The organism is Streptomyces sp. NPDC006655, assembly GCF_040703965.1.
Taxonomy (GTDB): Bacteria; Actinomycetota; Actinomycetes; order Streptomycetales; family Streptomycetaceae; genus Streptomyces.
Window position 1 is genome coordinate 22,758 of the sequence record NZ_JBEYJU010000048.1, and the last position, 12,118, is coordinate 34,875.

Consider the following 12,118-nt stretch of genomic DNA (forward strand, 5'->3'; position numbering starts at 1 on the left):
CGTACCGTACGGCCACACAGGTGGGACCAGGTGGGGCAGCGGGAAGGGGCAGCCGGTTTTGACCACGCACGCACCGCAGGCGGGGCAGTCCGTCACGCTGCCCACGACGCTGAACGAGGCCGTGTCGGCCCTCACCGCCATGCCCGCGGCGGTCCCCGTGGCCGGCGGCACCGACCTGATGGCCGCCGTCAACTCCGGGCAGCTCAGGCCCGCCGCGCTGGTCGGTCTCGGCCGGATCAGCGAGATCCGCGGCTGGCAGTACCAGGACGGCAACGCACTGCTCGGCGCCGGCCTCACCCACGCGCGCATGGGCCGCCCCGACTTCGCCGCCCTGATCCCGGCGCTCGCCGCCGCCGCGCGGGCCGCCGGTCCGCCGCACATCCGCAACGCGGGCACCCTGGGCGGCAACATCGCCACGGCCGCGCCGACGGGCGACGCGCTGCCGGTCCTCGCCGCCCTGGAGGCGACGCTGATCATCGCGGGTCCCGGCGGGTCCCGACGCGAGATCCCGGTGTCGCACCTGCTGGCCGGGGTGGAGATGCTCCGCGCCGGCGAGCTGATCGGCTTCGTGCGGGTGCCGCTGCTGCACGCCCCGCAGGTCTTCCTGAAGGCGACCGGGCGTACCGGTCCCGGCCGCTCGGTGGCCTCCGTGGCGCTCGTCCTCGATCCGGCGCGGCGCGGCGTCAGATGCGCGGTCGGGGCCATAGCGCCGATGCCGCTCAGGCCCCTGGAGGCCGAGCAGTGGGTGGCCAGGCTGATCGACTGGGACAACGACCGCGCGCTCGTCCCGGAGGCGTTGAGCGCGTTCGGCGAGTACGTGGCCGCCGCCTGCATCCCGGACCCGGCCCCCGAGCCCGACGGCTCGGTGCCGGCGCTTCCGCCCGCCGTACTGCACCTGCGGCGCACCGTCGCCGCGCTGGCCCGACGAGCACTGGGGAGGGCGCTGTCATGACCGACGAGCAGCACGCGGAGGGCGCGCCCTCCGGCGGCGGCCGGTGGGATCCGCTGCCCCAGGGCGACTACGACGACGGTGCCACCGCCTTCGTGAAGCTCCCCGAGGGCGGCATCGACGCCCTGCTGTCCGGTGACAGCCCGCTGGCCGCACCCGGGCACGGCTACGTGCCACCGCAGATAACGGTGGCTCCCGGCCCCGAGACCTGGGGCGCGCCGGCCGACGGCGCCCGGTGGCCCGACCCCGAGGCGGCCTCCCAGGAGCAGCGCCCGGGCGACCGGTTCACGTACAACCCCGCGTCGACGCAGCAGTGGACGTACGAGGAGCCGCCGCCCGCTCCCGGTCACGACGTGACCGGCCAGTGGTCGATTCCGGTCGCACGTGGTGACGTTCCGGACGAATCCGGCGAGTTCACCACATCCGCCCTCATGGAGCAGTGGGGCGGCACACCCCCGGCGACCCTGCCCGGCGGAGCCGCCGCGCCCTGGGCGACGGAGAGCCCGGCCTGGGAGCACCCCGCGGAGCCCTCGGAAGCCCCCGTGGACGCCCCGCCGCAGCACACCCCCACTCCAGCCGCGGACCCCGCCCCCGAACCCGCTGACGGCCCGTCTGCGGGCGACGGCGCCCCGGCGGACGACGCGGGTGAGCCCTCCGGGACGGGCCCGGTCCCGGCGGCCGACGACGGTCACGGTGCTCCCGAGCCGCCGCGGGCCGCCGACGCCGAGGCGCCCCCGCAGGAGCCGCCCGCGCCCGACGAAGGCCACCCGGGCGACGCGGAGGGGATACAACGCGCCGAGGACGCGGCCGAGGCGGTCGACGACCACCCTCTCGCCTCCTACGTCCTGCGGGTCAACGGCACCGACCGCCCCGTCACCGAAGCGTGGATCGGCGAGTCCCTGCTCTACGTCCTGAGGGAACGCCTGGGTCTCGCCGGCGCCAAGGACGGCTGCTCCCAGGGCGAGTGCGGCGCCTGCAACGTCCAGGTGGACGGCCGGCTCGTGGCCTCCTGCCTGGTCCCGGCGGTGACCGCCGCCGGCAGCGAGGTCCGCACAGTGGAGGGGCTCGCCCAGGACGGCCGGCCGTCCGACGTGCAACGCGCCCTGGCCCGCTGCGGAGCGGTCCAGTGCGGCTTCTGCGTCCCCGGCATGGCCATGACCGTGCACGACCTGCTGGAGGGCAACCCGGCCCCGACCGAGCTGGAGGCCCGCCAGGCCCTGTGCGGCAACCTCTGCCGCTGCTCCGGCTACCGGGGCGTCCTGGACGCCGTCCAGGACGTCGTCGCCGAACGCGAGGCACATGCCGCCGCCGACGCTGAGACGGACGGCGACGCGGCCCGTATTCCCCATCAGGCGGGGCCGGGCGGCGGTGGCGTGCACGCGTCGGCGTTCGACTCCCCGGGCACGTTCGGCGCGGGCATCCGGGTCCCGCACGAGCAGGCGTACGACCAGTCGTTCGGCGGCAACCAGTCGTTCGCCGGTGACCAGACGTTCGGAGGCAACCAGTCCTTCGGCGGTGACCAGTCGTTCGGCGGTGACCAGTCGTTCGGCGGCAACCAGTCGTTCGCCGGTGACCAGTCCTTCGGAGGCAATCAGTCCTTCGGCGGTGACCAGTCGTTCGGCGGTGACCAGTCGTTCGGCGGTCACCAGACGTTCGGCGGCGACCCGTCGCCGGACGAGCAGAGCCAGAGCTACGACGACCAGCCCTACGGCCCGGACGGAGGCCAGGCGTGACCAACGAGACCGTCACCACGAGCGCCGCCGCGGAGGCCCCCGCCCCCGCACCGGAGCCGCCGCACGGCCTCGGCGTGTCGCTGTCGCCCGCGGACGCGCGCGCGAAGACCGAGGGCACCTTCCCGTACGCGGCCGACCTGTGGGCCGAGGGCCTGCTGTGGGCGGCCGTACTGCGCTCCCCGCACGCGCACGCGCGCATCGTGTCGATCGACACCAGCCACGCGCGCGAGATGCCCGGCGTACGGGCCGTCATCACCCACGAGGACGTCCCCGGCACCCCGCGCCACGGCCGCGGCACCCCGGACCGCCCGGTGTTCGCCTCGGAGGTCGTACGGCACCACGGCGAGCCCATCGCGGCCGTCGCCGCCGACCACCCCGACACCGCCCGCATGGCCGCCGCCGCCGTCATCGTCGAGTACGAGGTCCTCGACCCCGTCATCGACCCCGAGCACGCCTTCGAGGCCGAGCCCCTGCACCCCGACGGCAACCTGATCCGGCACATCCCGCTGCGCCACGGAGACCCCGACGCGGCCGGTGAGATCGTCGTCGAGGGCCAGTACCGCATCGGCCGCGCCGACCCCGCCCCCATCGGCGCCGAGGCCGGACTCGCCGTGCCCCGCCCCGACGGCGGGGTCGAGCTGTACCTGGCCTCCACCGACCCGCACACCGACCGCAACACGGCCGCCGCCTGCTACGGCCTGTCGCTCGAACAGGTGAAGATCGTCGTCACCGGTGTGCCCGGCGCCACCGCCGACCGCGAGGACCAGGGCTTCCAGCTGCCGCTCGGCCTGCTCGCCCTGAAGACCGGCTGCCCGGTCAAACTCACCGCCACGCGCGAGGAGTCCTTCCTCGGCCACGCCCACCGCCACCCCACCCTGCTGCGGTACCGCCACCACGCGGACGCCGAGGGCAGACTGGTCAAGGTCGAGGCGCAGATCCTGCTCGACGCCGGCGCCTACGCCGACACCTCCGCCGAGTCGCTGGCCGCCGCCGTCTCCTTCGCCTGCGGCCCCTACGTCGTCCCGAACGCCTTCATCGAGGGCTGGGCCGTGCGCACCAACAACCCGCCCTCCGGTCACGTCCGCGGCGAGGGCGCCATGCAGGTGTGCGCCGCCTACGAGGCGCAGATGGACAAGCTGGCGAAGAAACTCGGCCTGGACCCGGCCGAGATCCGGCTGCGCAACGCCCTCGCGACCGGTGACGTCCTGCCGATCGGCCAGACGGTCACCTGCCCGGCCCCCGTCGCCGAACTCCTCCAGGCGGTCCAGGACTTCCCGCTGCCCCAGCTCCCCAAGGACACCCCCGAGGACGAGTGGCTGCTGCCCGGCGGCCCGGAGGGCGCCGGCGAACCGGGCGCGGTGCGCCGGGGCGTCGGCTACGGCCTCGGCATGGTCCACATGCTCGGTGCCGAGGGCGCCGACGAGGTCTCCACCGCCACCGTCAAGGTCCACGACGGCATCGCGACCGTGCTCTGCGCGGCCGTGGAGACCGGGCAGGGCTTCACCACGCTGGCCCGGCAGATCGTCCAGGAGACACTCGGGATCGACGAGGTCCACGTGGCACCCGTGGACACCGACCAGCCCCCGGCGGGACCCGGCTGCCGCGGCCGCCATACCTGGGTGTCGGGCGGGGCGGTGGAACGCGCCGCGAAGATGGTCCGCACCCAGCTCCTGCAACCCCTCGCCCACAAGTTCGGCATGTCCACCGAGCTGCTCCAGATCACCGACGGCAAGATCACGTCCTACGACGGCGTCCTGTCGACCACCGTCACCGAGGCGCTGGACGGCAAGGAGCTGTGGGCCACCGCCCAGTGCCGCCCGCACCCCACCGAGCCGCTGGACGCCGAGGGCCAGGGCGACGCCTTCGTGGGCCTCGCCTTCTGCGCGATCCGCGCGGTCGTCGACGTGGACATCGAGCTGGGCTCGGTACGGGTCGTGGAGCTGGCCGTCGCCCAGGACGTCGGCCGGATCCTCAACCCGTCGCAGCTCAACGCCCGCATCGAGGCCGGCGTCACGCAGGGCGTGGGCATCGCCCTGACGGAGAACCTGCGCACCCCGCGCGGTCTCGTCCGCCACCCCGACCTCACCGGCTACGCCCTCCCCACCGCCCTGGACGCGCCCGACATCCGGATCGTCAAGCTGGTCGAGGAACGGGACGTGGTCGCCCCCTTCGGCGCCAAGTCGGTCAGCGCGGTACCGGTGGTCACGTCCCCCGCGGCCATCGCCTCCGCCGTCCGCGCGGCGACCGGCCGCCCGGTCAACCGCCTCCCGATCCGTCCCCAGGCGGCGGTGGTCACGGGTCAGTGAGCGGGTGACTCCGCGAGGGGGCGTCGTCATCGCGGGGGACGGGCACACGGGTGCCGTCTCCCGTGGTGGTCCCGGCCCCGAGCCCCGGGACGGCCGGGAACTCCGGCGGTGCACCGAGCCGTTGGGACTGTGGCCGGACACCTCCGGGCTCACCGTGGAACAGACGGCGGAGGCGATTCCGGCGCACGCGGAACGGGCGCGGGCCTCCTGACGTCCTTCCTCTGCGGGGCGTTGTCAGTGGGGCGGCGTAGTGTTCTGGGCAGTGGGGGACGCGCGGTTCGCCGCACTTTTCATTCGACTTCTCACACGACGTGAATTTGTGAACTCTGTGATCGCGGGGGCAGCGATGAGCACGATCAGCACGACCGGCAGCGGTGCGGCGGCGATCACGCTGACCGAGGCTGAACTGGACAGGTACATCACGCACGAACCGACGCGCAGCTGGCTCACCGGCTCCGAACTGCCCGACACCGAAGGCCTGTTGACGTTCGAGCCGCTGCGCACGGCGGGCCTGCGCACCCTCGCCGACGTCACCGACGGCCCGTCCCGGCTCGCCGAGGAGCTGCGGGACCGGCTGGTGATAGGGCAGTTGCTCGCCCCGGTCGGCCTGGACGCCGAGTCGATCCTCCTCGACGGCGGCACGGGCGAGATCACCACGGCCCACCTCGCCGACCCGGCCGACCCGCGCCCGCTCGCCCCCTCGCTGGAGACCCTGCTGCGCTTCGCCGCGGTCACCGAGGAACTGACGGGCCTGCGCGGCCGTTTCGCGTCCCTCGCCGGGACCTACGGCACGAAGACGGCGACCGAGGCCTCCCGCAAGCTCCTGGAGCTCTTCGAGGAGGGCACGGACGGCCGGGTCCCGCCGTACTGGAAGGCGACGGCCCTGATCCGCCCCCTCAGCCTCGTCGCGGGCCCCGGCACGGACTCCGGGCTCACCCTCGACCTGCCGGCCCGGCTCCTGGACCAGGAGTTCGGGCAGGGCCGGGTGGCCCGCTTCGAGGAGGTCGACTTCCCGCCCACGCTCACCCACGAGCCGACCCGCCGCTTCCTGCGCGAGACCGGGCTGCCGGAGCGCGCGGTCCTGTTCCACCTCGACCCGGACGCCGCGCTCCCCACCCTCACCGAGTACTTCACCGACATCCACCCGGGCGGCTTCCCGGCGGACGGCCTCCCGGCCCACGCCGACCGCCTCATACGCCTCGGCCACCTGGTGGAGGACAACAGCCTGGTCGTGGACGGCGGCACGGGCGCGATCCTCAACTTCTCCGAGCCCGAGGCGACCCTCTACCCCCTCAACACGGACATCTCCACCCTCGCGTACACGCTCTGGCTCCTCCATCACGAGCGCACCATCGACGAGCACCTGCACCACGAGCTCACCACGGAGGCCTACGACCAGCTCGCCGCCACCATGCTCCACACCCTCGCCACGATCGACCCCACCCCCACCACGACGGACGCCGACTGGCACTACTGGACGGAGCTGTTCCAGGACGAGGCCGGCGGGGTCCTGTAGCCGCCCGGCCGGACACGGGGCGGGCCCGTCAGGTCACCAGGCCCCGGCGGTAGGCGTAGACGACGGCCTGCACCCGGTCGCGCAGACCGAGCTTGGCGAGGATGCGGGACACGAAGGTCTTGACGGTCTCCTGACTGATCACGAGGGCCGCGGCGATCTCGCTGTTCGAGCGGCCGTCCGCGATCAGACGCAGCACCTCGAGCTCACGCGGGGTCAGCGGGACGTCCTGCCGTGCCCCGCTGTCGGAGGGCCGGATCCGGGCCGCGTACCGGCCCACCAGCCGGAGGGTCACCTCGGGGTCCAGCAGGGCCGCACCGGTGGCCACGGTCCGGATGCCGTGCAGCAGCCGGTCCGGCGGCGCGTCCTTGAGCAGGAAGCCGCTGGCACCCGCGCGCAGGGCGTCGTACACGTACTCGTCCAGGTTGAACGTCGTCACCACAAGCACCTTCACGGGATGCGGCACCCCGGCGCCGGCCAGCAGCCGGGTGGCTTCGATGCCGTCCAGGACCGGCATCCGGATGTCCATCACCACGACGTCGGGGCGCAGCCGGGCGGCGAGGTCGACCGCGGTCCGCCCGTCCCCGCACTCACCGGCCACCGTCAGGTCCGGCTGGGCGTCGATGATCGTCGCCAGGCCGGTGCGGACCAGCATCTGGTCGTCGCAGACCAGCACCCGCAGCGGGGCGTCGCTCGCGGCGGTCACGTGGGATTCCCCGCTGGTATCCGGGCCCGGACGGTGAAGCCGCCGTCGGTGGCGGGCTCCGCGCTGAACTCGCCGCCGAGGACGGTCACCCGCTCCCGGAGACCGGCGAGCCCGCGGCCGCCCCCGCCGGGGGACGCCGCGGCCGAACCGGACCCGTCCGTGCCGACCTCCACGGTGATCTCCTTCTCGCTGTGCACCACCCGGACCGAAGTGCGGCCGCCGTGGGCGTACTTGAGGGCGTTCGTCAAAGCTTCCTGCACCACCCGGTAGGCCACCAGGTCGGCGCTGCCTGCGGACGGGCCGGGCATGCCCTCCTCGGTGAACTCCACGGGCTGCCCGGCCTGCCGCGTCCGTTCCACGAGGGTGAGCAGCCGGCCCGCGGGCGGTGTCCTGGGCTCCGTGCCGGGGGCGGGGTCGGGGTCGAGCAGGTCGAGCAGATGACGCAGGTCGGAGATGGCACGCCGACCGGTGTCGCCGACCGCGGCCAGGGTCCGGTCGAGCCGGTCGGGCGCGGCGGTCAGATACCGTGCCGCCTCGGCCTGCACGACCATCGCCGTCACGTGATGGGTCACCACGTCGTGCAACTCGCGAGCGATCCGGGTGCGTTCGGCCGTGCGGGTGTCCTCGGCGACCCGCAGCCGGTGTTCGGCCTCCGCGATCCGGTTGGCGCGCAGCCAGGCCCCGGCGCCCCAGGCGAGGACCAGCACCAGGTAGAAGGTCACGAACCCGGTGACCGTCTCGCCGCCCGACCCCAGCCGGTACAGCGCGACCGCCAACGGCACGTAGGCCGCGGAGAACCCGAGTGCGGCGGCCCGCCGGTGTCCTTCCAGATGGGCCCCGGTGCTGATCAGCGCGAGGGGCAGGGCGGTCCCCGCGACCGCGTGGTAGCCGCGCAGCTGGTCGACGGCGAAGCCCAGCGACACCAGGGCGAGACAGCCGGCCGGCCACCGTCGGCGCACCGCCAGCGGCAGGGACTCCAGGCCGAGCACCAGGAGGGCCCATGCGTCGAAGGGGCGGGTCGGCAGCTCCCCGACCTCGGTGCCCTTGCCGTGCAGCGCAGGCAGGAACGACCCGGCCAGGAGGAGCAGCCCGAGGGGCAGATCCCGGACCCGGACGTCGAGCCGGTGCCACCACCCGGACAGCTGCCGAGGACTGATCACCGGGGCAGTGTAGCGACGGCGTCGGCCGGAGCGCCCCGACGGCGACGGGGCATCAGGTGACCCCGCCGACGGGCCAGCCGCAGGAACGCGAGCGTCACCAGCACCCCGAGCAGCACCGAGTAGACGCTGGCCTCAGGCCCGAACTCGCCGCCGGTGACCAGCCGCGCCCCCGAGGTCGTGGCGTCCAGCAGCCCGTGCTGCGCCCCGCTGCCGGAGACCTCGGTGCCGAAGAGGCCGGACTCGGCGAAGTTCCAGCCGAAGTGCAGGCCGATGGGCAGCCACAGGGAGCGGGTGGCCACGAACGCGGCGCCGAGCATGCCGCCGGCCTCGATCGCGATGGCGAGGGCGCCTCCCACGGTGGCGTCCTTGTTGAACAGATGCATCGTCCCGAACAGCGCACCGGTCGACGTGAGCGCGATCCACGTCCCGAAGCGCTCCTCCACGATCCGCAACAGCACCCCCCTGAACAGCAGTTCCTCGGTGGTGGCGGCGGCGGCCATGAACCCGACCAGGCCCACCGCGCCCGTCACCGACCCCAGGCCGTGCACCGTGTAGTCCCCGAGGAGGGCGATGTTCACGATGACCCCGGTGAACACCGCCACGCCGATCAGCGCCCCGCGCCCCGCTGCCGCCCGGGCGCCGTCCCGCGCCACCTCCGTCACCGGCCGGTGCTCGGTCCGCCCTACCACCCACCGGTAGACGCACACCGCTCCCACGGCGGTCAGCAGGCCGAGCACCAGAGTGAGGAACCAGTTCCCGTCCACCGCCGCGACCGCCTGCCCACCGGCCAACGAGACGGCCGCGACGGCCAGCAGCTGCCAGAACACCCTCATGACGACTTCCTCCCAGGGACGCGCGGCCGAAGCGCCGCGAACGCCTCCGACGCTAGGGACCGGCCGCCCCGAAATCGTCACCGCTCGGAGGACACCCGCACGTAGCTCGCACGGGGGACAAGGCTCGTTTTGGTGCCGCCCTGTTGCGTTGTCGTTGGAATACGGCGCTCATGGTCGAGAAAATCGTTGATGCGGAACCTATTTATCGCTCAACCGCACTGGGCGGTCCTAGCGTTAGGCATCCCGGCCCACGAGTAGTAACGTTGGTTTCGCCATCGTCGGTGGGTCATGTGCCTCGGGTGGTTGCCCAGTAGTGGTGTAACCGCGAGTGCGGACGTGGGCGTCGCGCGACACCATGAAAAAGAGCCGGTTCTCGGCCAGCGAGGGTTAACCTCGGTCTTCTTTTAGAAATCGATGTGCCGCGAGGAGTCAACTCATGCGTAGGAGTCTCGTCGTTGCCGTTCTGGCAATACCGCCCATGCTCGTGGGTGGGGTTCTTGACAGTGCGTCCGCTTCAGTGCAACAACCGGTCGCGCAAAAAGTGGTGACGGCCCAGCAGCGTAGCCCAGATCGGTCATGCAACTACAACCACTGCAATGGCGGTTCCCATAACGGTCGGAACAGCGGTGGTAACAACGGTCGAAAAAACGGTCGGAACAAGGGCACTGTGTTCATCTGTCAGACGGGCGCAACGTGCAACTTCGGGAACCGGCAGAACGGCACGCCGGGTGGTGGCACGCCGGGCAGTGGCACCACGACGGGTGGTGGCAGCACGACGGGCGGTAGCGGCACGATGGGTGGTGGCGGTACGACCGGCGGTAGTGGCACGACCGGCGGTAGCGGCACCACGGGCGGTAGCGGCACGACCGGTGGTAGCGGCACCACGGGCGGTAGCGGCACGACCGGTGGTAGCGGCACCACGGGCGGTAGCGGCACCACGGGCGGTAGCGGCACGACCGGTGGTAGCGGCACGTCGGGCGGCTAGCACTGGTGGAAGTGGACGGACGCCGAAAGGGCGGCACCCCCTCTGGGGTGCCGCCCTTCGCGTTCTGCCTGGTCAGGCAGTCAGAGGCCGTGGCGGGAATTGAACCCACGTACCTCGCTTTGCAGGCGAGTCCCTAAGCCACTCGGGCACACGGCCGTGTCCGTGTGTCGAAGGTAGGGGGCGTGCGGGAGGGGAGCAAGGAGATCCGCGGGGGTGCAACGCGACTGCCACACGGCGTTCATGAAAGGGGCGGCTACCGGGTCTACGACCAAGGTCCGAGGCGGGGTACGGCTCTCGACAGGGGCCATACCCGGTTGTGGGCCTTACCGTGGTCGGCATGACCGTCCTTGAGCCGAGCGACACCGTCGCGCACGAGACAGCAGACAGAGCCGATGACGAGGGCGTGCTCGGCCGGTCGTACCGTGCGTTGAGCGTCGGGATCGTCTCCGTCGTGCTGCTGATCGCCTTCGAGGCGACCGCCGTGGGTACCGCGATGCCGGTCGCGGCCCGGGAGCTGGACGGGGTGTCGTCGTACGCGTTCGCCTTCTCCGGGTACTTCACGACCAGTCTGTTCGGGATGGTGCTGGCCGGGCAGTGGTCGGACCGCAGGGGGCCGCTCGGAGCGCTGACGTCCGGGATCGGGGCCTTCGCCGCCGGGCTCGTGGTCGCCGGGACCGCCCAGAGCATGGGGGTGTTCGTCCTCGGGCGGGCCGTGCAGGGGCTCGGCGGCGGCCTGGTCATCGTCGCGCTGTACGTGGTCGTCGGGCGGGCCTACCCGGAGCGGCTGCGGCCCGCGATCATGGCCGCCTTCGCCGCCGGCTGGGTCGTGCCGTCCATCGTCGGGCCGCTGGCCGCCGGCGCCGTCACCGAGCAGCTCGGCTGGCGGTGGGTGTTCCTCGGGATCCCGGCGCTGGTGGTCCTCCCGGTTGCACTCGCGCTGCCGCAGATCCAGCGGCGGGCCGGCGGACCGGTGCCGGGCGGGGGACAGGAGGCCTTCGACCGGCGGCGGATCCGGCTGGCCCTCGGCATCTCCCTCGGTGCGGGGCTCCTCCAGTACGCGGCCCAGGACCTGCGGTGGCTGTCGCTGCTGCCGGGGGCCGTCGGCGCCGCGCTGCTAGGGCCGGCCGTGCGCGGGCTGCTGCCCCGCGGGACGTACCGTGCCGCGCGCGGGCTGCCCTCGGTCGTGCTGCTGCGCGGCGTCGCCGCCGGTTCCTTCCTGGCCGCCGAGTCCTTCGTGCCGTTGATGCTCGTCACCCAGCGGGGGCTGTCGCCCACGCTCGCCGGGTTCTCGCTGGCGGCGGGCGGGGTGACCTGGGCGATCGGCTCGTGGGTGCAGGCGCGGCCGCGCGTGCAGCCGTACCGGGAACGGCTGATGACCCTCGGCATGGTGCTGGTCGCGGCGGCGATCGCGACCGCCCCCAGCGTGCTCCTGCCCGCCGTGCCGGCCTGGATCGTCGCCGTCGCCTGGGCCTTCGGGTGTTTCGGGATGGGGCTGGTGATCGCCTCGGCGAGCGTCCTGATGCTCCGGCTCTCCGCCCCCGAGGAGGCCGGCGCCAACTCCGCCGCCCTGCAGATCTCCGACGCCCTGTCCAACGTGGTGCTGCTCGCCGCCGCGGGCGCGGCCTTCGCCGGGCTCGGCGGCGGCAGCATGACCGGGGCGGCGCACTCCGGTTCCCATCCCGCCGCCTTCGCCGCCGTTTTCCTGCCGATGGCGGCCGTGGCGCTCGCCGGGACCTGGGTGACGACCCGGCTCCGCGATCCCGACCCGGCTCCGTGACTCTGTCCCGGCTCCGTGACTCTGTCCCGGCTCCGTGACTCTGGTCCGGCTCCGTGCCCCTGGTCCGGCTCCGTGCCCCTGGTCCGGTCCCTGACCTCGACCCGCTTCCTGACCTCGACCCGGCTCCGTGCCCCGGTCCCGCGCCCTTACTCCGGC

The 12,118-nt window shown here is 73.3% G+C and carries 9 protein-coding genes and 1 tRNA gene; 6 read left to right on the plus strand and 4 right to left on the minus strand.

Annotation, left to right across the window (positions count from 1 at the left end):
- The first annotated feature begins 58 nt into the window (after window positions 1–58).
- The 5 genes from AB0958_RS26035 to AB0958_RS26055 all read left to right on the plus strand — a co-directional run bounded on the left by AB0958_RS26035 (window position 59) and on the right by AB0958_RS26055 (window position 6,504).
- Complete coding sequence (locus AB0958_RS26035) at window positions 59–952, plus strand: FAD binding domain-containing protein (RefSeq protein ID WP_132890537.1); 894 nt, start codon at window positions 59–61, stop codon at window positions 950–952.
- The gene (locus AB0958_RS26040) at window positions 949–2,682 is read left to right on the plus strand and encodes a 2Fe-2S iron-sulfur cluster-binding protein (protein ID WP_366892869.1); all 1,734 of its coding nucleotides are present in this window, start codon (window positions 949–951) and stop codon (window positions 2,680–2,682) included. The genes AB0958_RS26035 and AB0958_RS26040 overlap by 4 nt, the downstream gene beginning before the upstream one ends.
- Window positions 2,679–4,988: a molybdopterin cofactor-binding domain-containing protein gene (locus AB0958_RS26045; protein ID WP_366892870.1), complete on the plus strand. Its 2,310-nt coding sequence runs from the start codon at window positions 2,679–2,681 to the stop codon at window positions 4,986–4,988. Before AB0958_RS26040 ends, AB0958_RS26045 begins: the two co-directional genes overlap by 4 nt.
- A gap of 4 nt (window positions 4,989–4,992) precedes the next feature.
- Window positions 4,993–5,199: a hypothetical protein gene (locus AB0958_RS26050; protein WP_366892871.1), complete on the plus strand. Its 207-nt coding sequence runs from the start codon at window positions 4,993–4,995 to the stop codon at window positions 5,197–5,199.
- Between the two features lie 135 nt (window positions 5,200–5,334).
- The gene (locus AB0958_RS26055) at window positions 5,335–6,504 is read left to right on the plus strand and encodes an SUKH-4 family immunity protein (RefSeq protein ID WP_366892872.1); all 1,170 of its coding nucleotides are present in this window, start codon (window positions 5,335–5,337) and stop codon (window positions 6,502–6,504) included.
- A 28-nt stretch (window positions 6,505–6,532) separates the two neighbouring features.
- On the opposite strand, the gene AB0958_RS26060 is transcribed toward AB0958_RS26055, so the two are convergent.
- The 4 genes from AB0958_RS26060 to AB0958_RS26075 form a co-directional block, all read right to left on the minus strand.
- Complete coding sequence (locus tag AB0958_RS26060) at window positions 6,533–7,207, minus strand: response regulator transcription factor (protein ID WP_366892873.1); 675 nt, start codon at window positions 7,205–7,207, stop codon at window positions 6,533–6,535.
- Window positions 7,204–8,367 (minus strand): histidine kinase, encoded by a 1,164-nt coding sequence (locus AB0958_RS26065; RefSeq protein ID WP_366892874.1) that lies wholly within the window; start codon window positions 8,365–8,367, stop codon window positions 7,204–7,206. Before AB0958_RS26065 ends, AB0958_RS26060 begins: the two co-directional genes overlap by 4 nt.
- Complete coding sequence (locus tag AB0958_RS26070) at window positions 8,364–9,200, minus strand: CPBP family intramembrane glutamic endopeptidase (protein ID WP_366892875.1); 837 nt, start codon at window positions 9,198–9,200, stop codon at window positions 8,364–8,366. The genes AB0958_RS26065 and AB0958_RS26070 overlap by 4 nt, the downstream gene beginning before the upstream one ends.
- Window positions 9,201–10,269: 1,069 nt before the next feature.
- Window positions 10,270–10,341, minus strand: a tRNA-Cys gene (locus tag AB0958_RS26075).
- Window positions 10,342–10,522: 181 nt separating this feature from the next.
- Between AB0958_RS26075 and AB0958_RS26080 the strand changes: the two genes are divergently transcribed.
- Window positions 10,523–11,962, plus strand: coding sequence for an MFS transporter (locus tag AB0958_RS26080; protein WP_366892876.1), 1,440 nt, complete (start codon window positions 10,523–10,525; stop codon window positions 11,960–11,962).
- Window positions 11,963–12,118: the final 156 nt, after the last annotated feature.